A 23,538-nucleotide genomic window follows, 5' to 3' on the forward strand; every position below is an offset into this window, starting at 1 on the left:
ATTACTATCAGGAGAGTAAGATGAGCAAGATAGATATTGGTATTTCAGAAACAGATCGTACTGCCGTAGCAGAAGGCTTGAAGCATTTACTTGCCGACTCGTACACATTGTACTTGCAAACTCATAACTTTCACTGGAACGTGAGCGGCCCACAATTTCGTGAACTTCACCTTATGTTTGAAGAGCACTATACAGAGCTTGCAGAAGCCGTGGATGAAATTGCAGAACGGATCCGTACCTTAGGCGTAGCAGCACCAGGCACTTATAAGTCATTCGTTGAATTGAGCTCAATCAAAGAAGTTGAAGGCGTTCCTGAAGCAAGTGAAATGGTGCGTTTACTTACTCTGGGTCACGAAGCGGTTGTGAAAACTTCCAGAGAAGTATTGAAACAAGCGCAGGACGCCGATGATGAATCCTCAGCAGCGCTGGTCTCTGATCGCATGCGCGTTCATGAAAAAACGGCGTGGATGCTTCGCGCGACCCTTCCGAACTAAGTTCAGTAGGCGATAACTTTACAATATAAAGAAAGGTGTCTGGCCGTGTTGCCAGACACCTTTTTTTCGTTACAGACTTTTTGCAACGTAAAGCTCACCGTCGTAAAGACCTTGTATTGTTAGCTTCTGATTAGACAGGGACTTCAAATAGTTAATGTGGTCTTCTTCAATGCGTTGCCCCGGAATGATTAGTGGAATACCGGGTGGATAGGGCGTTACCAACCCTGCCGCAATACGACCTACACTTTCTTGCCACGGAATAGCCTCCCTTTGCCCAAAAAAAGCAGTTGATGGTAAGGTTTCCAGGGTGATAGCTGGGATATTAGCAGGTAATACCGGCCTGTTTTTACTTTTGCTGAGAGCGACTTTTCCTTGATCCAGCTTTTTCAGTGCGTTGTACAACCTGACTATTTTCGATCTCATTCCGCCCAGAGTTAGCAGAACCAGAATAGTACTGTGAGTGAACTTCTCAATTTCCAGGCCCACCTCATCCATAAGGAAACGGTGAATCTCCTGATTCGAGTAAGACAGCTCCGACACGTCTATGAGGATTTTCAATGGGTCGTGGCCAATATTATCCTGAGTAAAGTGAGGGAATATTTTTGTAAAATCGGCAGCGTCTAAAATGCGAATTTTTGAGAAACGGGAAACCTGCTCTTTGAATTCTGCTACGTTGCTTAGTAGTTCATTGAGAATTTTATATCCTTCCATTTCCAATTGTTGACGACACACATCCAAGGAGGCTATGAGTTGGTACTTTGGTGACGTGCTGGTGTGGATACTATAAACCTCCTTAAAGAAATCCTTGTCGAAATCGGGGTCGTTAATGTGAATAAATGATGCCTGGGAAAATGCCGAGACTACTTTATGGGCGGAATGAGTGATGTAGTCTGCGCCCGAGTTAATCGCTGAATAGTGCCTGAAATAGGGGTGAAACAGAGAATAGGCAAACCAGGCCTCGTCGATAAAGACTTTTATTCCGTGTTGATGCCCAAGTTCCACTACTTGCTTTAGGTCCGTGAGCAAGCCATCGTAGGTGCAACCGGTTAAAACAATCAGTTTAGCGTCAAGGTTAGCTTCAATAAGCTCCCGTAATTGAGACAGTTTTGGCGGAGAGAAAATACCGTAGTCAGGGTTAAACACGCTGTCGAGGTAAACCGGCATCGCACGGGCTTGTACAATACCGTAGTGCACTGATTTGTGACAATTGCGGTCAGCAATAACTTTGTCGCCCTCACGAAGCAAAGTTTGTAAGATAATTTTGTTAGAAGTAGAAGAACCGTTAGTAACAAAGTAAGACTGCCGTACTTCGAAGGTATTCGCAAGAGCTGCCTGAGCCCGTCCAATAGCATGGGTGCCATCAGATAATGAGCCCAGTGAATCAACGCTGACCGACAAGTCGCTAACAAAGACATTGCGACCGAAGAAGCGATAAAAATCGCTGATATATGGAGAGTTGCGGAAACTGGCACCACCGCTGTGCCCTGGCGTGTGCCAGGAGTCATTGGCCTCAAGCACATATTCTTTATAAGCAGTCCAAAACGGCGTTTCATTGCGGTCGTCAAAATCGTTAATAATATAACCAAGAATCGATTCCGGATCGGAAATTATTTCATTGCGATAGAAGAATGACTCCATACCATTAGCCTGATTAACAATGTCCAGACCTTTTATTGCGTCTCCAAGAACGTACACGGGAAGCTCTGGTCGTATGGCCTTAATAGCTTCGATAACAGTGGCATTGTTGTCCACCCGTTGTTGACTTGAGCTGTGAGGGTCTACTTCGCATTGTTTAACTTCAGTATCCCAACTGAAAACAACCGCCTGAAGATCACCATCACTGTGGACAGCGCTTAATGCTTCTTCAACCGATGACGCCTCGATGATGGCAATGTCGATGTCAGGCCGGTCAAACAGAGCGATGGTGTTGCGAATACTGTCGGTAAGTTGTTCAAGTAGTGCTGCTGAATCTTCGATGATAAGAATTTTTAAGGCTGGAAGCATAGTGGTTCTACTGCCCATTGATACGGTATTGACTCAGTCTATCCTGCTTTTTCTGTTATGTCAGTGTTATCACTACACCTTTTTCGTACTCATAGGCTATCGTAAACGGGGGTTACTCTTTGTAGAAGGCTTGAGTTTTCAACACAGATACCCATATCAATGAGCAAACTGTTTAAAGGCGATTTTCATGGATAATTTAGTAGCGAACCGTACCGTTGACATCACCCCGGAAAACTTTCAGCAAGTGATTTTGACCGACTCCCAGGAAAAAGTGGTGTTGGTGGATTTTTGGGCTGAATGGAGTGAGCAAAGTAAAGACGTTTCTCCGGTATTAGAGAAAATAGCCGCTGAGTATGGTGATAGTTTGATCCTCGCCCGGGTGGACTGTGACGCCCAGCAAGAAGTAGCCGCTCAATTCGGGATCCGCAACTTGCCTACAGTTATGGTTGTCAAAGATGGCCAGCCAGTGGATGGATTTGCCGGGGTGCAGCCAGAAGCGCAAATAAGGGAAATGTTGGAAAAATACTTGCCGAAACCAGAGGATGCGTTCTTAGCGAAAGCTGGTGAAGCTATATACGAAGGCGATTACGCTGCTGCCTTCCCCAATGCAAAACAAGCATTTGAGCTTAATGATACGAATATTAACGCCCGCTATATGTACGTCGATTGTTTAGTGGAAACCGGCTCTATTGATATGGCAAAGGCGCTGCTTTCAGAGGTAAAGCTGGTCGATCAGGACAGTCGTTATCAGACGTTGTGTGGGAAAATTGAACTTGCCGAGCAGGCTGCAGAGTCACCTGAGATCCAGCAACTAACCAAAGAAGTCGAAGCTCAGCCTGACAATTTACAATTGAAAGTCGACCTTGCAGTACAGCTGCAACAAGCGCACAAGTCCGCCGACGCATTGGCATTGCTGTTTAGTGTACTGAGCAAAGATCTCAACTTTGGTGAAGCGAAAAAGCTCATGTTAGATATGATTAATGCATTGCCAGATGGCGATAGCTTGAAGTCAGAATATCGGCGTAAGGTTTATAGCTTGTTGTACTAGAGCGCGATTTAGTCTTGCTTAGTGTTTGCAGGTGGTGAGAAATTTATCACCTGTTCCCGTATCCCATTAGTGGGAAGCGTTAATCTTGCGGGTAAGGCGTAAACCCACGTTCCTGCAACCAGCATAATGCCTCAAAATAACGATTAAAGTACGCTCTCTCGTAGTTGCTTTTTGCCATGTCTTCCCGCAAGTGCGGATGGGTTCGCTCTAGTTGCGCCCGTTTTACCATGCCAGAATCAAGCACATATGCCGACCGAACCAGCCCTTTGGTAATGCATTTCTTGATTGCAAGGGTCAGTACGTTCTGACACTCAGGGGTAGACAACACCCAGCGCCGCCCGTCCATGAGTACAGCCCAGGGATGACCGGATAAAGGTTCTACAACGCGAAACATATCGTCAGCAAGTGCTTCAGCGGTAGATTTACTCCAGGCTCCTGTCGCGTAGACTTCCAGTATATTGCCGGACACATCAAGTGCATAGTGGCCCTGTAACGGAAACCTCATTATCAATCCTTTTTTATTGCATACTATATTGATATAGCAGATTTTTTAGCTAATGTTATTACAAATTTACTGGTCAAATGAGTTGTGGAAGAGATAAAAATGGATTGGTTTTGGCCTGCATTGGCACTGGTTTGTATCATCGAAGGCATTGGCCCTCTGCTTATACCGAATCGATGGCGTTTATATTTACTGGCGATTAGTCAGCAACCAACTAATCAGCTCAGGCGCTTAGGTGGCGCTCTTGTTGTGGTAGGATTAGTCAGTCTGATTTATCTATCCGGCAGGTAAAATTGTGTAAAATCTGTCATGTCTGCACCGTTGTGTTTTTTTTGCGCATAAAACAGATGATCATGAGTCATTATTTTTGTTAGAATCCTCACCTAATTTTTTTACGCACTAGATTCATGGCAAAGAACGTTGTGGTACTCGGCACTCAATGGGGTGACGAGGGTAAAGGAAAGGTCGTAGACCTGTTAACAGATCGCGCGAAATACGTGGTTCGCTATCAGGGCGGCCACAATGCCGGTCACACACTGGTAATCGACGGTGAGAAAACCGTACTTCACTTAATTCCATCTGGTATTCTGCGCGATAACGTTACCTGTATTATCGGTAACGGCGTGGTGTTAAGCCCAGAAGCCCTGATGAAGGAAATCACCATGCTTGAAGAACGTGGTGTGCCTGTACGGGAGCGACTGAAGATCAGTGAAGCTTGCCCGCTTATCCTGCCGTTCCACGTTGCGCTCGACGTCGCCCGGGAAAAAGCCCGCGGAAGCAAAGCTATTGGTACTACGGGTCGTGGTATTGGGCCTGCTTACGAAGACAAAGTATCCCGCCGTGGTTTACGGGTTGGTGATTTGTTTAATCCAGAAGACTTCGCCGCAAAGTTGAAAGAAGTCCTTGACGTACATAACTTCACTCTAACCCAGTACTATAAAGAGCCTGCGGTCGACTTCGACGAAACGTTGAAGCAGGCACTGGCTGTATCAGACATATTAAAAGCCATGGTTGTTGATGTGACCGATGAGCTGGACAAAGCCCATAAAGCGGGTCTGCCTATTATGTTTGAAGGCGCCCAGGGTACACTGCTCGATATCGACCATGGAACTTACCCGTACGTAACGTCTTCCAATACGACTGTAGGCGGTGTGGCCACTGGTGCAGGTTTTGGTCCTTTGAATCTCGATTACGTACTTGGCATTGTGAAAGCCTATACTACCCGTGTGGGGTCTGGTCCTTTCCCAACAGAGCTAGACTGTGATGTTGGTGAACACCTGGGTGTGAAAGGCCACGAGTTTGGTGCTACCACAGGCCGTAAGCGTCGTACAGGTTGGTTCGATGCTGTAGCCATGAAGCGAGCGGTACAAATCAACTCAATTACAGGTTTCTGTTTGACCAAACTGGATGTACTTGATGGCCTGGATACGCTCCAAATTTGTATTGGCTATAAAGATGCCGACGGCAATGTAAAAGATGTGCCTCCCATGGCTGCTGATGGCTATGATCTTGTCACACCTGTTTATGAAGAAATGCCAGGGTGGAAAGACAGTACATTCGGTGTAACTGAATTTGACAAGTTGCCACAAGAGGCGAAGAACTACATCGCCAGACTGGAAACTATTACTGGTGTACCTGTAGATATCGTATCTACGGGCCCGGATAGAAACGAAACTATCGTGTTGCGTCACCCATACGACGCGTAAGCAGCTATCCAATACAAAGAGCCTGCCATGTGCAGGCTCTTTTGTTTCTGCTATTCACCGAAACAATTGGCAACCTTTTGTGTATTTACAGTACAGTGAGGGTAGCTACATTGGGAGTGTTTATCTATGCATTTGGCATCAAGCAGTATTCAGGAAAACAAAGAAAACTCACCTGATTATTCATCAATGTTTTCGTTGTTAAAGTCGGGTTTTAATACGGATAAAACCCGTAGTATTCAATGGCGAAAGAAGCAACTTCAAAGCCTTTCCAGCCTGTTAACTGAGCATCAACAAGAAATACAAGAGGCGCTATACCAAGACTTGGGCAAAGGGGAGACAGAATCCTGGACCGCTGAGATCGGGTACTTACTGTCTGAGCTTCGCCACACGGCTAAACATTTGGACGCTTGGGCCGATTTGCGACATGTTTCTACCCCCATGGCGGCCCAACCCGGTCGCAGCTACATGCAACCTGAACCCTTGGGCGTTGTGCTTATAATCGGAGCCTGGAACTATCCGGTTCAACTGCTACTCGCGCCACTAATAGCAGCCCTGGCTGCTGGCAACTGCGCAGTGCTAAAGCCTAGCGAGCTTGCACCTGCTTGCTCCTCTCTGATGACCCGTTTAATTCCACAATACCTTGAGCAAGACACTGTCGCAGTGGTAGAAGGAGGCAAGTCGGAAACGCAAGGGTTACTTTCCCTCGCGTGGGATCATGTGTTTTATACAGGCGGTGAGCAGGTAGGAAAAATAGTGATGCGGGCTGCTGCTCAGCATTTAACGCCAGTAACACTGGAGCTGGGAGGAAAGAGTCCCTGTGTCGTTGACGCGTCATGTAATTTAAGGGTCACAGCCAGACGATTGGTGTGGGGTAAGTGGATGAACTGCGGGCAAACCTGTATCGCACCCGATTACGTCTTGGTTGATAAACATCAGGTAACAGCGCTGATTGACGCACTGAAAGAAGAAATACATCGACAGTACGGAAAAACACCTCTATCGAGTAAAGACTATGGACAAATTATTCATCAGCGCCATTACAACAGGCTCTGTGAACTTCTGCATGAACAGGATGTGGTATTTGGCGGAGAGCGTTTACCAGAGCAGCGTAAGTTGGCACCTACTATCGTTCTAAATCCCGATCTTAAAAGCCCCTTGATGCAAGAGGAAATTTTTGGTCCTATTTTACCTATTGTGGTACTTGAGAATATCGAAGATAGCATAGCGTTTATTCGTTACCGGCAAAAACCTCTGGCATTGTATGTGTTCAGTGAAGATCATGACTTTCGTGAACGTTTGTTGTCCAAAACCAGCGCAGGTAGCGTGTGTGTAAACGATACAATGATGTTCATGACAAATCCCGCTCTGCCATTCGGTGGCGTGGGAACCAGCGGCATGGGCCGTTATCACGGCAAGTTCGGTTTCGACACCTTCAGCCATCTCAAGGCGGTGATGGTTAAGTCTTCAAAGTTTGATGTGAAAGCGCGCTATGCGCCATATTCTCGTTGGAAACTCTGGTTATTGAAAAAATTCTTGTAATAAGCAAACGTCTAGGAGCAACTAATGCCTCAACCCTTTCATTTAGCTATACCCGTTGACAATCTCGACGCAGCAGAAACGTTTTACGGCAAAGTAATGGGATGTGAAAAAGGCAGAAGCGATACCCGTTGGATAGATTGGAATTTCTTTGGCCATCAATTAGTCACCCATTGCGTCGATTCTATGCCACCGGCACCTCAGCACAACGGCGTTGATAATCATGCCGTACCTGTTCCTCATTTTGGCGTTGTGTTGTCGATGGATGATTGGCAGACCCTGGCCCATAGGTTGCAACAAGCGGGTACTGAATTTGTCATCGAGCCTTATATTCGCTTTAAAGGGGAACCAGGTGAACAGGCAACATTGTTTTTTCTGGATCCTGCGGGTAACGCATTGGAGTTTAAAGCATTTAAATCAATGGACCAGGTGTTTGCGGTTTAACCGCAAACACCTGGTCAGGTTTCGTGTTTACAGCGTCGTATCTTCTACTACCGCTTTACCACGTCCTCTTGCTTCAGACGCAGCTTCAAGGCCTTTGTCTGTTCTTTTGATAAGATGAACGTCACCAAAATTACTTTCTTTCATGATGTATCCCATTGCGGTTAATTCAGCTACCACATCTTCAGAAAGGCCACTGTGATAGGCAATGGTGTCTTTTGGCCACAATTGGTGGTGAAAGCGTGGGCTGTTTGCCGAAGCCTCTGCATTCATATCAAAAAACAGGGCATTGAGAATAGATTGGGCTACCGAAGAAATAATAGTAGTTCCACCTGGTGAGCCTGTTACCAGAGTGACTTTGTCACCTTTAAGTACAATAGTTGGTGTCATTGAAGATAACATGCGTTTCCCGGGCTGAATCTCGTTCGCCGTGCCACCGATGGCGCCAAAAAAGTTAGGTACACCAGCCTTGGCACTGAAGTCGTCCATTTCATCATTGAGAAGGAAACCCGCCCCCTCAACTATTACACCACTGCCAAAGGAAAGGTTAATAGTAGTAGTATTGGCAACGGCGTTACCCCACTTGTCCATGACAGAAAAGTGGGTGGTATCTGGACTTTCGTACAAGCCAGGTTTGACGTCTTCGGTAACTGAAATTGCATTAACATCGACTTCCCCGGCACGCTTGGCGATGTAGTTTTCGTCGAGTAAGGCTTTTACCGGTACGTCGATAAAATCGGGGTCGCCTAAATATTCAGCTCTGTCAGCAAATACCCGTTTGCCTATTTCTGACATCAGGTGAACGTAATCCCGGCTGTCGTGAGCTGGTAAATCTCGGGTTTCCAGCACTTCGTTCAACATGCTGATCCATTGAGCGACAGCAACACCACCAGAACTCGGAGGCGGAGCAGTGAGAAGTTTGTAATCTTGCCATGGGTAAACAATCGGCGCACGCCATTTTGCTTCGTAACCGGCGAGATCTTCTTGTGTTACTAACCCACCATTTGCCGCCATAAAATCGGCAATAATTTTTGCGGTTTCTCCTTTGTAAAAACCATCCTGACCTTGGTCGCGTATTCTTGTCATCGCTGCTGCAAGTTCAGGTTGTTTAAATATGACACCCGCTTGTCTGGCATCACCAAAATAGTCGCCGAAATTGCTTTCAATGCCATTCTTTTCCATTCTGGCCATGTAACGTGTAATGCGATCTGCTAATTTCTCGGGAACAGCAAAGCCGTTTTCCGCTAACTCTACGGCAGGCTGAACCAGACGCTTCCAGGGTAGCTTGCCAAAACGTTGGTGGGCGGCCCACATGCCAGCCACCGAGCCGGGAACGCCAGACGCTTTGGCACCAAACAACGATTCGTATTTTTTAACATCACCATTTTCGTCTAAGTACATATCGCGATGGGCTTTAGCTGGGGCCATTTCACGATAATCCACGAATGCGGCTTCGCTGTCCTGGTAGATGGTCATAAAGCCGCCGCCGCCAATGTTACCCGCTTCAGGAAATGTAACCGCCAGAACAAATTGTGCGGTGATGGCAGCGTCTACCGCCGAGCCGCCATCATTAAGTACAGCTATTGCTGCATCAGCGGCGAACTGGTCGGGCATAGCTACCGCTTGTTGAACAATTTCAGCAACTTTTTGAGTGTCTGCAGGGGGCGTGTTGTTGTCGGTGCAACCAACACAGACCCAGAGGAAAAGTGATAAAAACAATATTCTCATAGTGTTATCCAATCATAATGAAACTGGCGATGACATAAGCAACGAGCGTCAGGCCACCAGCGGTGAGTGCGTAAGGAAGCTGAGTGCGAATATGAGTAAGTAAGTCGCAACCAGCGGCTATGGAAGATACGGCAGAGGTATCTGAAATAGGTGAGCAGTGATCGCCGAAAACACCGCCCCCTAATATGGCTGCCACCACCAAAGAGGGAGGCAACCCTAAAGATTGGATCAAAGGAACGCCAATAGGGATTAGTATGGCAAAGGTCCCCCAACTGGTGCCCGTTGTAAATGACATCACTGCGCCAGCGAGGAAAAGCATGGGTACAATAAGAAATAAGGGTAAGTACTCACCAACTAGCCCGGCTACGAACTCTCCAGTACCGAGTACCTTCAGGCTGGCTCCAAGAGTAAGAGACATTAAAACAATCGTTACAAGTGGCAGAAGTTCCCCCATGCCTTTAAAGCCGATTTCTACGGCTTTGTGATGGGTGAAACGCTTGTGCGCGATTAACAGGAAATACGCCGTAGCCGTTGCTAAAATGGTGGCGTATAGCACAGATTTACTGCCACTGCCGTTTGCAAGTACGCCATTACCCGTCCACAACATAAAGCCCACCATGCTGACAACCATGACCAACAAGGGCACAATCATGAAACGGGCCTTAGTTGGAGGCTCGGAGGATAGCTGAGTATCCACCTGGCTCATGGCTTCTTCTTCTTTTGCCATCGGGCCGTGTACTTTGTCTGCTGCGATAGTGTAAACGACAATTGCCAGCGTAATAAGAGCATAAAAATTAAAGGGAACCGACCCCCACAAAATACTCGCAGATGAAGCGGGCAGGGCGTAACCGTCAAGAAGACTGAGCACAAAGGCGCCCCAGCCATTTAGCAGAATGAGAATACACACAGGAGCACTGGTACTGTCGATGAGGTAGGCGAGCCGTGCCCGACTCATTTTAAATTTATCGAACAAGCCTCGGGCGAAAATACCTGCGGTAAGTACGCTTAGATTTGATTCAATGAAAACAGCAATACCTGTAAGCATGGTGAGACTTCCCACCTGTTTTTTGCTTTTTGCTACGCCTTTTCCTATCAACCAGTTTACGGTCGCGGTTACTCCACCCGAATCGCGAATGTAAGCCAACAACGCCCCTACCAGAACAGAGAATATCAATATACGGGTATTGCCAGGGCTGGAGGCTACACCAATGGTCCGCTCAATAGCGTTAATTGGCGCCAGTAATACACTCTCAGAAACGCTGTTTAACAAGATAAGGGCTTCGGCTGACAATACGGCCAGCAATAAAGCCATAATGACTTCTTTTTTCCAGAACACCACAAAAATGGCGACTAAAGGGGGGATAATGGAGACCCATTCCATGAACACTGTTTCCTGCTTTTGTTGTCTTTACTGACATTGTGTTGTTTGGAGAACACCCAGCAATGCGGCAGTTTTTATTATGGTTGCTAAATAACGTGCGCTAGCTGTTACATCGAACGAAATGTTGACGTGGGCACGTTAATATTACCTTAACCGAAAACGATGGTTTAAAGGAACAAATGTTTCTAGTTTGCGACAATTACCCCAATCTTTGCCATCGTTATCCTGCTGGGGTCGTTAATTCGCCAGAATAGCTTCATATATTCGCGTAACAACGCTACCGTATTTTCCGGTTTCAAAATCAGAACCAGCAAAGTGTAGTTGCCCAGCGTCACTTTCCTCTACAGGGGTATGTCTGGCATTGGTTAGCAACACGATCCCTAAGTTTTGCTGGGGATCGATAACCGTCACCGTGCCAGTCCAGCCAGTGTGTCCGTATGCCTGGTTGCTGGCGTAGGGGCCAAAATGCCATCGGTTCCGGCCATCCGCGGCACGTCGCCAACCCAGACCGAAACCGGGGTCAAGAGAAGACGGCGCGGTGAATAGCGAGAGTGTTTGCTCGTCAAATAGCGCTACGTTGCCATAGCCGCCCTGATTAATAAGCATTTGCAGCAGTACACCTATGTCATCTATGGTAGAAAAGAGTCCAGCATGACCTGCTACTCCCTGCATGCTGTACCAGGCTTTTTCGTCATGCACTTCCCCTTGAAGGGTGTACTCGCGTACGCCTGGGAAGTGTATATGTCCGCTGCGTGTATTTCCGTTGATTTCCGTTGCTGCAATAGAGCTGGGGAGTACGCCCTTTTGTAAGGGGTTAAACATGGTGTGGTTGAGTTGAAGCGGGCTGTATAGCACTTGCTCGCAGTAACGATCTAACGACATGCCGGTGACACGTTCAACCAGTAATCCTAACAGCATGAAGTTCGTGTCGCTGTATTTTGCCTTTAGCTTATTCCCTTCGCGGAAAGGCACTTTAGTGGCAAGTAAATGATTGGTGTGCTGTTTACTTCTTGAGAAAAACCCATTGCCGTAACTTTGTTGTGGCTCAAAGAAACGCACTTCCGGGCCATAACCGGTTTGATGGCTGAGCAAATCCCTCACTGTCCGTGCTTCTCTACCGTCACCATGATATTCAGGTAGGTAAGCGTAAAGGGGGTCGTCTACGTGTATCTTGCCTTCCGATACCAATTTCATAAGGGCCAGATTCGTCGCCAGCATTTTGGTATTTGAGGCTATATCAAACATGGTGGTCGGTGTCATTGGTTGCGGGTTTGCCAGCAAGCTTCCATCTTCACTGTACTTGCGCCCATAGCCATACGCACTGCGCTTAATAACCTTACCGTCTTTTACCACGAGCAAAGCAGCGCCGGGGAAACCTGCAGCAATTTCTTCGTTGATCAGGGCATCAACTCTGGCGAATTTTGTCTGCCAGCTTTCAGTGTCATCTTGTAGTGTTGGCCATGGAATACGTACATGTAATTTGTCGGTATCGTTTTGTGTTTCCACCGATAACGTATTGATACCGTCTTTGGTTCTCCGTTTAAGGGAGTAGTGATAGGTTTTATCTGCTAGTAGCGGAGTTGCAATATTCAGTACTTCGCCGTTTACTGCGATAGTGGCGTGGGTGTCTTGCTCTGGGCGCAAAAAGATTTCCCCCCGAGCCTTGTATGCGGCAAAGCGTACTTTATCGTTCACCTCTTTGCGGTTAGAACGGTCTTCTTGGGGAAACACAGCATCTATTTGCCCTTGCTTGACGGGCCGCATTGGAAGCTCGGTTTTAATTGCAAGTTCACGCTCGTAGCGAGCCATTAATACCTTGAGCTTCTGAGGAAAATACTTCTCCAGCAGAGCAAATAACGCCGCAGCGGTTTCACTGTTTAACTGCCCGTTGACCTCATCCTGAACAAAATGCATTTGGAATGCAGAAATAGCACTTTGCGTGTGTTCATCGAATATACCGGTTTCAAGTACGTCATAGCCATAGTCTCGTAATGCTTTTTGAAATAAGCCAATTTCGGGAAGGCGCTGGTTAAACAATTTCCAGTATTCGGTAAGTGTGTCGTTGTCATACCAGGCCCCCACTCCCGCTTTGTAGAGTTCAAACCAAGGAAAGCGCGGGCCCGGATCGTTTTTACGTGTATAGGCAATATCAGAGTGGCCAACGACTGCTGTAGGGTGAATATCGGGGTTACGGGCAAGAATGTCTTGGGAAAGGCGAATCACAGCCTGGATTTGTGCGGAGTTGAAATCGGGAAACACGCAAAGGCGGTTACTACCATGTTCTGAGCGTGACATACTTGCAGCAGTGTCTCGCTCACATGTTGGTACATTAACAATCTCAATTCCGATGGAGGTGTCATTGAGGTTAGTCCGGTTTTGCCAGTAGCTGGTACCAGCGTGCCATGCCCGTCTGTTCTCATCGACAAGCTGAAGGATCAAATCTTCACCGCCGTTGTAGCTTGGATCACTCGGGTCTGCAACCAAATAGTGCGAACTTAAGCCTCCTTCATCAACAAGCGCATGAATGCTTTTTTCGTAATCGATAGCGGTAAAATGCATTACCAGCAATTTAACCCGTTCGCTTGCATTCTCTGAAGGCATGGTTGTATAGCCTGTCGCGCAGCCTATTAGCACTGCAACGCCGGCTGCTATTAAGCAGAAGCGAAAAAGTCTTGAAATGATGTGCATATTACTTATAAGAAGAGAAAAAATTCATGATGACCAAATTATCACAAATCGTATGGATGTAAATAATAAAATATTCCATAATGGGGCTGAAATAACACACCTTAAGCGAAAGATAAGAGTACACAATGAAGAGAATTGCAGCCGTTGATGTGATGCGTGGATTAACCATTGTGCTTATGGTACTGGTAAACAACCCGGGTAACTGGGGAAATGTATACTGGCCATTGCTTCATGCTCAATGGCATGGATTAACGCCGACAGATTTAGTTTTCCCTTTCTTTGTTTTTATTATGGGCGTATCAGCGGCAATTTCTTTCAATAAGAACAAAGACACTTCGATTTCCCTATTGCCACAGCTACTATCAATTGCAAAGCGCAGCGCCATATTATTTGCATTGGGTTTGTTCCTTACTTTGTTTTACGTAAACACCCTGGACCCAAACTACAACTGGTTGAATGACAAGCTGTATAAAGTTCGCGTTATGGGAGTATTGCAACGTCTGGGGCTGATTTACCTAATAACCGCGCCGTTGCTTATTATTTTTCGCGAAAGAGGGCAGCGGATTGTTCTGCTTGGATGCTTGTTTGGATACTGGTTGCTAATGACATTAGTACCTTACAGCGACAACCAGGGAAATACTTATCAGGGTATGTGGGATTACGGAAATAGTTTTGCCGCATGGGTAGACAATGCTGTGTTCGGGCAACATCATATCTACTATCGAACTGCAACGCCTTTCCCTTTTGACCCCGAAGGGCTACTAAGTACCGTGCCTGCAGTTGCGAGTTGCTTATTCGGTGTAGTGGCAGGGCAGTGGCTCATTGTATGTGGAAATGGCTGGCAGACGGTGAAAAAGCTATTAATCTACGGCGTCGCATTTAGCGCGTTGGGAAGTGCTATTGCGCCTTGGGTACCCATTAACAAAGCCTTATGGTCGCCAAGTTACGTTCTTATCACCGCTGGACTGGCAATGTTAACGCTGGCTATATTAATAGTCGTACTCGACATAAAACAGCGCAAGAGTTGGGCTACGCCTTTTTTGATAGCTGGGGCCAACAGTATTGCCTTTTTTATGTTGTCGGGATTAATGGCCAGGGTGTTCCAAATGATCGTTGTTGACGATACAACTCTCAAGCCATGGTTGTACAAGCAGGTTTTCCTGCCCCTGGCTTCACCTCATAATGCATCACTTCTTTTCGCCGTGTGCTTTCTTATTATGTGCTTCCTGCCCGTGTGGTGGTTGTACAACAAACGGATCTTTATCAGAATTTGAAGCGCAAAGTGCTCAAAGAAAGCAGAAAAGGAAAGGGCTTTTCCTTACCAATAAGCCCTTGTCCCCTGTTTAACTTAGCGAAGAGATATCCATTGACCCTCAAGCACGACAGCCACTAGCCCCATACTATCCTGTACATTAAAAAAGGCCGGATTACCCGGGAGTATAGGATTGTTAGCATTGTCCTTACTGACGATGTTTACGGGAAGACGGGTGGTGACTGCCAGTTTCTTCCCATCGTCGATAAAGTGTGTGATGCCATCTTTTAAAAGCTCAAGATACGAATCATCGTCGAGGGTTGTGTCCGAACTCACAGTAAAACATTTGCCTCCTTTCAGATGCATGCCTTTTCCATTTACAGTGTCAAACCCATAAAGAGTTCGTAAATCGCCAATGGCACCAATTTGACTGAATTTAGTTTTACGGTCTACAACAAGGCTAATGTCGGCCTTAAAGGTATCTCGCTCACCCAGACTAATATTTTCTATTTTAAGATCGCACAAACCATTCTCGCGATTGTCCGGGATACGGTAGTAATCCGCCAAAGAGAATTGCTGAAATTGTTCAGTAAGCAGAGATTCCAGCGCCGTTTGCAGGGCAATTACGTTCATCTTTCGGGCTACCTGCCGATTTGGATCGTCAGGCGCTGCCCCACTTTCAATCAGAATGGTACTGGCTCCAGTCCCCGCGATATTGTCGCCAAATGAACGGAAAGAGTAGGTGTCATCGTAGCGACCAACACAACCAGGGATGTAATGCTGCAAGGTGCCATTCATGGTCGCGATGAGTTGTTTGGCTCGAAGTCGTGGGCCATCTACGTGCTTGTCTTCATGGTAGGCCGGAGCAAGAAATGCGATTGTGGCAGGATTAGCAGACATGCCTGTTGTGTAGTATGGATTTTGGTCGTGAAGGTTAAACGCAATATCAGGCGATAATTCGGCAACTTGTTGATGAAGAATACGCCCTTCAGGGGATTGCAATGCTTTGGCATCTCTATTGATATCGACACCCTGCCCATTTACCCGGGTTCTGCGCTGGGCACCATCCGGATTTAACATGGGAATAATATGCAGAGTAACGCGAGATTGCCAATCGCCTGGTAATCCAACGGGAGAGGACGTAAGCAGGATGTGCAGCCAATCCAGTACAGCGGCTGTTGCCGTAGCTTCATCGCCATGCATTTGTGTCCAGGCGAGTATCGTCAGCGGGCCTGTGCCAAGCGTTAAGCGTTCAATTTTGCGACCTTCATAAGACGTACCTATCTGCGTCGCTGTGATTAGATCGTGAAGACGAAGGGAATCCACAATGGGGGCGATGTCAGATGCTGTGAGGTGCACCTTATCGAGTGCTTGCCAGTAAAGACGATGGAATTTTTCGTCGATATCGGCCGAAGGTAAATGAGGGTGAGCAGTCATACAGCATCCTTAACCGGTAAACGATTTTGAGTTTTGTGTAGAATAATTTACCTAGTAATGTAATGGTATTTTGATATTCTCTTCAACTGGTTTATATTTGAATAATTAATTCTATGAGATAAACAGCGTTATTATTGCTGTTGTTACAGTCTCTTTTGGCCATAAGTTTAAAAAGTGAACGATCATGTCTGCATTTACAAAAATAAAAGCAATAAAGCACTCACTCTCCGCAAGCGAATCAAAGTTAGCGACCTTTACCCTGGATTCACCAAATGCTGTTCGGGACTTGTCCTCACAAGAGTTAGCTAATGTCGTAGGGGTAAGTCAGTCTAGTGTGGTTAAGTTTGCTCAGAAGTTAGGTTATAAGGGGTATCCCGCGTTCAAACTGGCGGTAATTGACTCACTTAACAAGGAAGCGCCCAATACGCAGATCCACGGGAAAATCACGTTGACCGATGGCTTTGAACAGATGGCCGACAAGCTGGTGGCAAGCAAAATAAGTGTGCTTAACGAAACCCGAAATCTCAATGAGATGGTGGCGTTTGAACGGGCGGTTGAACTGATTAAAAATGCCAAGCGGGTCATGATTTGTGGTGTGGGTGGTTCGGCGCTTGTGTGTAAGGACTTTGCCTACAAACTGCAAAAGTTAGGCATCAATGCGGTATCCGAAGCCGATGGCCACATACAGTTGGCTTTAGCTGCTACCTTCTCAGAAAGTGATGTGGTGGTGGCGATAAGCGAATCCGGTACAACCAGCGAAGTCGCGAATGTCGTTACCGAGGCCAGACACAATCATGCGACAGTTATTTCTATTACCAAGTATGGCCAAAACCTGATTGCCGATTTGGCTCAGGTACAGCTTTATTCAGTGGCAGAAGAAGCGTCTCTAAGGCTGTCTTCCATATTGGCCAGGACAGCGCAGGAATTGATTATCGACATGTTGTTCATCGCCCTGACCCAGGCATCGCGCCCAGGCCGCAAGTTACTGGAAAAAACGAACGATGTGGTTTCCCGATTCAGAATGCAGCGCAGTTAATGCGCGCTATCCGGATACAACAAATAAGGCTGGCGTTTTGCTTTAAACGCCGTTAGCCCAGGTTTCCAAAGCGCCCGGATTTCTGATTCCGTTTTGTCTGCTTCAATAGCTTTGCGCAACGAATCAGTACCACTCAATTTGTCGAAAAAGTCTGGCCGATTGATCAACGTCGTGCCGGCAGCCTTAAATTTAGCGTAAACGGCTATAAGTAAACCAAGATCGAAACCTTTTACGTTACTCTTACGGAGGTCGCGACCAAGAAGCTTTTCACCCTCGAGTTTAGGGTAGGGGGCACTTTGCGGCATACTTACTGGCGTAAATGAAAACGTACCAAGCGCAACCTCGTTGTGCCCTATTACCTGAAAAGGAAATGTCGTTCCACGCCCCACACTCACCACTGTACCCTCGAACAAACACAACGACGGATAAAGCTGAATGGCTTGATCATTGGGTAAATTCGGGCTGGGGGCAATGGGTAATGAATAAGGCATGGTTCTCTCGTAATCAACCATAGGAACAACAGACAAGGCCAGAGATGATGCTTTGTTAATCCACGCCTCGCCTTTGATCATGCCAGCCAGTTCGCCTACGGTCATTCCATGAAGCAAAGGGATAGGGTCCATGCCTACAAATGAAGTAAAAGCCTTTTCTCGTACCGGGCCGTCAACGTATGCTCCGTTGGGGTTCGGGCGGTCGAGAACAACAACGTGTTTGCCCTGTTCCGCAGCAGCTTCCATGACATAATGCAAGGTACTGATGTACGTGTAGAACCGCGCGCCAACATCCTGAATGTCAAATACCAGAGTGTCTACGTTTTCGAGCATTGCCATCGTCGGCTTTTTGGTTTTTCCATAGAGCGACAAAATGGGCAGGCCTGTTTTTTCATCTATGCCGTCTTTGATGGTTTCGCCAGCACCGGCATCGCCGCGAAAGCCATGTTCAGGGGCCATTACACTTACCACATTCACGTTTTTGGAAAGCAGGTAATCAACCAGGTGTTCGCCACCGACCCTAGATGTTTGATTTACCACCAAGGCCACCCGTTTAGAAGCCAGTAAGGGGAGGTATTTGTCTGGCTGAGCGGCGCCAAGTGTTATTGCCTGAACGGGCAGGAGCAGACATACTAAGCACGTCAACCAGCCAGTGGCTACTCTAATCATTGCTCTTCCACTGCACGACGCAAAAAGCCATTGTGCGTGGTGAGCATCGACTCGGCTTGCTCGGCGGAGGTGTCAGTTAAAATCATCATAATGGCTACTTTCGCTTTGTGATTGGCAGCCTCCAACGCTCTTGCTGCTTCTTCTCTTTCGCAATCCGTTGCCTGCATCACAATACGAATTGCCCGGGCCTTGAGTTTTTCGTTCGTCGCGTTAACGTCAACCATAAGGTTTTGGTAAGTTTTCCCCAGACGAATCATGCTGGCAGTACTGAGCATGTTCAACACCAGTTTTTGCGCGGTGCCAGACTTCATTCGCGTAGAGCCAGTCAGGCATTCTGGGCCTACCACCGGACAAATAGCAATACCGGCGCTGTTCAGAACGATTGAATCCGGGTTGCAGGCAATACTTATCGTTTTCGCGCCCAAAGAGTTCGCGTATTCCAACGCGCCTACAACGTATGGGGTACGACCGCTGGCGGATAGACCGACTAAAACGTCGTTGTCGGAAAAGTCAATTGCCTGAATGTCTCGTGCGCCTTGCGATTTGTCGTCTTCAGCGCCTTCTACCGCATGTTGAATAGCTGGCTCGCCACCGGCAATAATGCCAATCACCAAACTGTCTGGTACGCTGAAAGTTGGCCGGCATTCCACTGCATCCAGGATCCCAAGGCGACCACTTGTGCCCGCACCTGTGTATACAAGTCTTCCTCCTGCCAGTAGTTTTTCTACAATCGCGTCTACGGCATTTGCAATATGTGGAATTTCCTGTGCCACGGCATTAGCTACTTTGGCGTCTTCCTGATTAATTTTACGCAATATGGCCTCAGTGGACAGCAAATCGATATCCATGGTGTCGGGGTTTCTCCCTTCAGACACGATTCTATTGAGCTGTGCCAGTAAATCTGATGTTCCACTTACTTTTTTTGCCTGCATAGTTTGCCTTATCTGATTTTACTGCCTGTCTGATGCTCCTGGCAGTATGCTGTCGTTCAATATACAACGCTTGACTATAGTACTACTATTAGCTTTTAGACGTTTTCCCCGCTGCACATACAACAGCTGCAATTATGGTGCCGACAACCAGTTGCCAGGTGAAGCCAAGCTCGAATTGCCACTGCGAGGGCAGTATTGTATGTATTACGTAAGGTTGCATAGATAGTGGAACAAAAAAGCCCACAATCAGTGCAGCAATAACCGATCGCTGACTTCCTCTCTTTGAAAACAATGTGATGAAGTAAACGCCCAGTAAACCGCTGTAAGAAAATACCATGACACCAAGTGCAAACTGCAGCAGCGGCATATTGGTGTATTGTTGCCAGTAGTAACAGAGACAAGCCATCCCACCTAGCGCTGCTGCAACGAGAGTCATTGCCCAGCGTCCTACTTTTACGTAGTGCCCTTCATCGACCTGAGACTCTTTTGCTTGTTTCCATGGCCTGTAGAGATCTTGTACAAGTACACTGGCCATCGAGTTTAATCCAGAATTAAGGGTCGAGAGCGCGGCAGCAAGTATGCCCACCGTCACAAGTCCTCTCACCCCAGCGGGAATTTCAGTAAGCACGTAATACATGAAAATGGTAACGGGTTCACCGGCAAACGTGGGTACCGGGCTGTCAGTTACACCGGCGGCCATAATGTCTGGTCGCTGATAATAAATATAGAGCAGTAATCCAATAACTAAAAACAACAACATCACCGGAATTACCATCACAACAGACATCAACATGGCTTTGCTGCCTTCTTTGGCGTCTTTACAGGTTAGAACCCGTTGAGTCATATCTTGATCGAGACCGAAAGCGGCAATATTTAAAAGTACGAAACCTGTTAGCACCGAAAACAGGCTAAACACACCGCTGTTGGAAAAGTCTATATCAGTATTAATTAATCTGAGTTTAGACGTTTCGCCGGGAGCCGGTTGTTGCAGGGCGCTAACGATATCGCCTAAGGAGGCGGGAATGGCTTGGTATAACACTATAATTACCGCTATCGCAGCCCCTACGTAAATAGCAGCTTGAAGTACATCCGAATATATAACGGTTCTAATGCCGCCGTAGACGGTATATACCAACCCGCAGATCGTAATTATTAATGTTGCAGTGATTACACTGGAAGCGTCGATATTGCCAAATAGGATCATTGATACGGCCAGCGCAGCCATGTAAAGGCGAGCGCCACTGGCAAAGACCCGCCCAAACAGATACATTAACCCGGCAAGTCGTTTTGCCCTGGAGCCGAATCGTTGCTCCAACAGTTCATAAACGGTGAAGACTTTTTGCTGATAAAAACGAGGGATCAAAAAAATGGCGACAAAATACGCCGCGATAAAAGCCCCGATATTAGTCGAGAGATAAGTGAGATCATTGCGGTAGCCTTGGTCTGGACCACCCAGAAATGTCGCGGCAGATTGGGAGGTAGCAAGAACAGAAATCGCTACCATCCACATAGGAATGGCATTTCCACCCAGGAAGTAGTCATTTGCTGAACGATTTCTTCTGTTGAAAAGCCAGCCACTGCCTAACAACAATAACCCGTATCCAACAAATACCAGAATATCTACGAACGCATACTGACCTAACATGGCACCCTGTTACATTATTTTTATTCACCAGAAAACATAGAATAGATTATTCCATTTAATTTGTATAGCTGGAATTTTCTCGTCATTGTAAAATAGGTGCCAAGTAGTAATATGATACTAGACAGGATCGACATCCCTTGAGCAGACAAACCCAAGCCATTATTGATGCTGATGCACTTATTAGCAACTTCACTCTACTGTCTGGCATTGCTGGCAAAGGCAATACGATGGCTGTCGTAAAGGCAGATGCTTACGGTCACGGAGCTGTGGCAGTGGCTCGAATTCTACAACCTTACTGTCAGGGTTTTGCTGTAGCCATTACTGAAGAAGCCATTGCGTTAAGAGAGGCTGGAATAGGTGGGCCTATTGTCGTTCTGGAAGGACCGCATCAGCAAGACGAGTTAGAACTTACCTGGGAACTAGATTTAGTACCTGTAATTCATCAACATCATCAACTAGCATGGCTCAAACAATGCTCGCAAACCAGGCGACCCAATGTATGGTTTAAGGTCGACTCTGGCATGCACCGATTAGGCTTTTCTGTTGATGAAATTGATTCGGTACTTCAACAATACGCAACCTTATCTGAGGAAAAGCCTGTCCTGGTAACTCATTTGGCCTGTGCCGATGAAACTGATAACCCCTTTACCGCTCAACAAATTCGCGATTTTGAAAACGTGGTAAAAGGAACACAATGTAAAGTTAGTATCGCAAATTCTCCGGCTGTTGTTGGCTGGCCTCAGTCTCACGGAGATTGGAACAGAGTAGGCATTGCTATGTATGGTGCCCAGCCGCTGAGTGAAAAGCCAACACCGTCATTAGAACCAGTAATGACACTCCAGGCGAGTATCATTGCTATCAGGCACCTGAAATCGGGCGATACAGTGGGTTATGGTCAACGATGGAAAGCACAAAAGCCATCCATCATTGCAACTGTTGGTATTGGTTACGCTGACGGTTATCCCCGCCATTGTCCAAATGGAACACCCGTCTATATTAACGGCTATCGAGGGAAACTAGCAGGGCGGGTATCGATGGATATGATTTCCGTGGATATTACTGATATTCCGACCCCTGCTGTGGGAGATACCGTGGAATTATGGGGAAGGCACCTGCCCGTTGATGAGGTCGCTGAATGTGCAGGTACTATTTCTTATGAATTACTCACTCGTATTTCTCCCCGGGTACCGCGTTTGGTGCGATGGCAATCTTAACCCTGGCCTACACGCACATCTCTAATGAGCCGACAATAATTTCTCAATAGTGCTATCGAGGAGTGTCTGCATTTTTACTGCGGCCTTATCCACTGCGTCTTCTGTAGGGTTTGGAGCCGCTGTTCTCGCCGCTAACGTGAACTCCTTTTTAGCCTTTTTAAGAGGTAGGCAAACGTGGGCCAAAACAACAGTTTCACCTTGTCCCCGGGTTTCGCTTGGACCCCAGCCGATTTTCTGGAATACCCGCCATTGACCTTCAGTGTACTCATCAAGAATAGCCTTGGGCGAACGCTTGTCACCAGGTGCGACAGATTTAGCCAAAGCGATATGAAGCATCCTGCTAATACCAGCCATCATGCCGCCTGACGTGTTGGCGCTAGTGTCATGACCTGGCGCGTATAACAGGCTTATTACAGCGTCGTCTGATAGCCCGGGCATAGCTGCCTCAGGAACGCGCTTTTGCGATACAATGCGTTTTAAAAACTCGGCTTCAGCCAGTGTAGTCATTGGCTTATTTCCGTTTTTATTACAGTCTTCACACAAATAAGGTTGATAGTAAGGATCATCCGTTGCTGCTTTGTAGAAACTTACCTCCTGACGTAAAGTTGACCGTCTACTGCTAAAGATAGCCGGTTGTGGTGTAAACACCTCACTGCCGTAAGCACCACGGAAACGAATGTTCGGATCACTTAGTTTTAACCAGTTTTCGTGAAAAAGATTTGTCAGAAAAGTTCGCCCCGCTACGTTGGCAAAGTAGGTTGCAATGGCGTTTGAATTGCCATCCGCCTCACCACTGTGGGCATAGGAGTTTATGCTTGTAATGAGGTCAGCCACTCGGGTGTTTCCAACTTTTAGATCTTCGGGGATGCTTTCTAACTGAAGACTTGCTAACGCTCCAGTATAAGCCATGATTTTTGATGAACTCCATGGTTCGTAAAGAACGTTGTGTGTGTCATCATTAGCCAAATAACGGTAAGCAAGCTTGTCGTTTTTCATTGCGTAATCTATGACAGTCACATAACCATCTTCTGCCGGGGTTGGAAAGTATGTCCAGTCTGCAGCTATTCTCAATTCCCAACCTTTGTGAAGGCCAACTTCGTCGATGGTGGAGAACGTGGTGTTGCTTCCGGGCACTGTCGGCGCACAATCTGGCCAGGTCGCATCGGTATTTGATGGGAAGTACGGCTCTGCATCCATAATCATATGGCGGAAGTCCTCACGTGGTGGTTCTTGTTCCACCTGTTCAGCAATGGATACAGGGCATACCAGGCACAGTGCTAAAATAGAGGCACGGGATACGAGCATAAGTCTTCCTCTGCAGTTGCGTTTTTTTA

At 46.9% G+C, this 23,538-nt stretch carries 19 protein-coding genes; 9 read left to right on the forward strand and 10 right to left on the reverse strand.

The window, feature by feature from the left end; all coding sequences use genetic code 11:
- The first annotated feature begins 20 nt into the window (after positions 1 to 20).
- A complete protein-coding gene (locus ACXACM_RS06350) occupies positions 21 to 494 on the forward strand; it encodes a Dps family protein (protein ID WP_474820548.1) in 474 nt (157 codons plus the stop codon).
- 69 nt (positions 495 to 563) lie between these two features.
- Here the strand turns inward: ACXACM_RS06350 and ACXACM_RS06355 are convergent, their stop codons facing one another.
- A complete protein-coding gene (locus ACXACM_RS06355; RefSeq protein ID WP_474820550.1) occupies positions 564 to 2,498 on the reverse strand; it encodes an aminotransferase class V-fold PLP-dependent enzyme in 1,935 nt (644 codons plus the stop codon).
- A gap of 187 nt (positions 2,499 to 2,685) precedes the next feature.
- On the opposite strand from ACXACM_RS06355, the gene ACXACM_RS06360 reads away from it, so the two are divergent.
- Complete coding sequence (locus tag ACXACM_RS06360) at positions 2,686 to 3,546, forward strand: tetratricopeptide repeat protein (RefSeq protein ID WP_474820551.1); 861 nt, start codon at positions 2,686 to 2,688, stop codon at positions 3,544 to 3,546.
- Positions 3,547 to 3,625: 79 nt separating this feature from the next.
- Here the strand turns inward: ACXACM_RS06360 and ACXACM_RS06365 are convergent, their stop codons facing one another.
- A complete protein-coding gene (locus tag ACXACM_RS06365) occupies positions 3,626 to 4,051 on the reverse strand; it encodes a hypothetical protein (protein WP_474820552.1) in 426 nt (141 codons plus the stop codon).
- A 99-nt stretch (positions 4,052 to 4,150) separates the two neighbouring features.
- Here ACXACM_RS06365 and ACXACM_RS06370 point away from each other — a divergent pair, with 99 nt between their 5' ends.
- The 4 genes from ACXACM_RS06370 to ACXACM_RS06385 all read left to right on the forward strand — a co-directional run bounded on the left by ACXACM_RS06370 (position 4,151) and on the right by ACXACM_RS06385 (position 7,734).
- Positions 4,151 to 4,339: a DUF2065 domain-containing protein gene (locus ACXACM_RS06370; protein WP_474820553.1), complete on the forward strand. Its 189-nt coding sequence runs from the start codon at positions 4,151 to 4,153 to the stop codon at positions 4,337 to 4,339.
- Between the two features lie 116 nt (positions 4,340 to 4,455).
- A complete protein-coding gene (locus ACXACM_RS06375; protein ID WP_474820555.1) occupies positions 4,456 to 5,754 on the forward strand; it encodes an adenylosuccinate synthase in 1,299 nt (432 codons plus the stop codon).
- Positions 5,755 to 5,940: 186 nt separating this feature from the next.
- Positions 5,941 to 7,293 (forward strand): aldehyde dehydrogenase family protein, encoded by a 1,353-nt coding sequence (locus ACXACM_RS06380; RefSeq protein WP_474824249.1) that lies wholly within the window; start codon positions 5,941 to 5,943, stop codon positions 7,291 to 7,293.
- 24 nt (positions 7,294 to 7,317) lie between these two features.
- Positions 7,318 to 7,734 carry a VOC family protein gene (locus ACXACM_RS06385; protein ID WP_474820556.1) on the forward strand — a complete coding sequence of 139 codons (417 nt, stop codon included), beginning with the start codon at positions 7,318 to 7,320 and terminating at the stop codon, positions 7,732 to 7,734.
- A 27-nt stretch (positions 7,735 to 7,761) separates the two neighbouring features.
- Here the strand turns inward: ACXACM_RS06385 and ggt are convergent, their stop codons facing one another.
- The 3 genes from ggt to pbp4b form a co-directional block, all read right to left on the reverse strand.
- On the reverse strand, positions 7,762 to 9,459 hold the full coding sequence (ggt, locus tag ACXACM_RS06390; protein ID WP_474820557.1) for a gamma-glutamyltransferase: 1,698 nt from the start codon (positions 9,457 to 9,459) through the stop codon (positions 7,762 to 7,764).
- Between the two features lie 4 nt (positions 9,460 to 9,463).
- The gene (locus ACXACM_RS06395) at positions 9,464 to 10,840 is read right to left on the reverse strand and encodes a Na+/H+ antiporter NhaC family protein (protein ID WP_474820559.1); all 1,377 of its coding nucleotides are present in this window, start codon (positions 10,838 to 10,840) and stop codon (positions 9,464 to 9,466) included.
- Between the two features lie 237 nt (positions 10,841 to 11,077).
- Entirely contained in the window at positions 11,078 to 13,441 is a 2,364-nt protein-coding gene (gene pbp4b / locus ACXACM_RS06400) for a penicillin binding protein PBP4B (RefSeq protein WP_474820560.1), read from the reverse strand.
- A gap of 212 nt (positions 13,442 to 13,653) precedes the next feature.
- Between pbp4b and ACXACM_RS06405 the strand changes: the two genes are divergently transcribed.
- A complete protein-coding gene (locus ACXACM_RS06405) occupies positions 13,654 to 14,802 on the forward strand; it encodes an acyltransferase family protein (protein WP_474820561.1) in 1,149 nt (382 codons plus the stop codon).
- 74 nt (positions 14,803 to 14,876) lie between these two features.
- Here the strand turns inward: ACXACM_RS06405 and ACXACM_RS06410 are convergent, their stop codons facing one another.
- Positions 14,877 to 16,217 carry a M14 family zinc carboxypeptidase gene (locus tag ACXACM_RS06410; RefSeq protein WP_474820562.1) on the reverse strand — a complete coding sequence of 447 codons (1,341 nt, stop codon included), beginning with the start codon at positions 16,215 to 16,217 and terminating at the stop codon, positions 14,877 to 14,879.
- A gap of 184 nt (positions 16,218 to 16,401) precedes the next feature.
- On the opposite strand from ACXACM_RS06410, the gene ACXACM_RS06415 reads away from it, so the two are divergent.
- Entirely contained in the window at positions 16,402 to 17,253 is an 852-nt protein-coding gene (locus ACXACM_RS06415; protein ID WP_474820564.1) for a MurR/RpiR family transcriptional regulator, read from the forward strand.
- Here the strand turns inward: ACXACM_RS06415 and ACXACM_RS06420 are convergent.
- From ACXACM_RS06420 to ACXACM_RS06430, 3 genes are all read right to left on the reverse strand, one after another.
- Positions 17,250 to 18,413: an exo-beta-N-acetylmuramidase NamZ family protein gene (locus ACXACM_RS06420; protein WP_474820565.1), complete on the reverse strand. Its 1,164-nt coding sequence runs from the start codon at positions 18,411 to 18,413 to the stop codon at positions 17,250 to 17,252. The genes ACXACM_RS06415 and ACXACM_RS06420 overlap by 4 nt on opposite strands.
- On the reverse strand, positions 18,410 to 19,345 hold the full coding sequence (gene murQ / locus ACXACM_RS06425) for an N-acetylmuramic acid 6-phosphate etherase (RefSeq protein WP_474820567.1): 936 nt from the start codon (positions 19,343 to 19,345) through the stop codon (positions 18,410 to 18,412). The genes ACXACM_RS06420 and murQ overlap by 4 nt, the downstream gene beginning before the upstream one ends.
- Positions 19,346 to 19,433: 88 nt before the next feature.
- A complete protein-coding gene (locus ACXACM_RS06430; protein ID WP_474820568.1) occupies positions 19,434 to 20,990 on the reverse strand; it encodes a sodium:solute symporter in 1,557 nt (518 codons plus the stop codon).
- A 137-nt stretch (positions 20,991 to 21,127) separates the two neighbouring features.
- On the opposite strand from ACXACM_RS06430, the gene alr reads away from it, so the two are divergent.
- Entirely contained in the window at positions 21,128 to 22,204 is a 1,077-nt protein-coding gene (alr, locus tag ACXACM_RS06435) for an alanine racemase (protein ID WP_474820569.1), read from the forward strand.
- Positions 22,205 to 22,225: 21 nt separating this feature from the next.
- Here the strand turns inward: alr and ACXACM_RS06440 are convergent, their stop codons facing one another.
- A complete protein-coding gene (locus ACXACM_RS06440; protein WP_474820570.1) occupies positions 22,226 to 23,509 on the reverse strand; it encodes a hypothetical protein in 1,284 nt (427 codons plus the stop codon).
- Positions 23,510 to 23,538 lie beyond the last annotated feature (29 nt).

The organism is Alteromonas sp. AWQ4_252, from assembly GCF_056158205.1.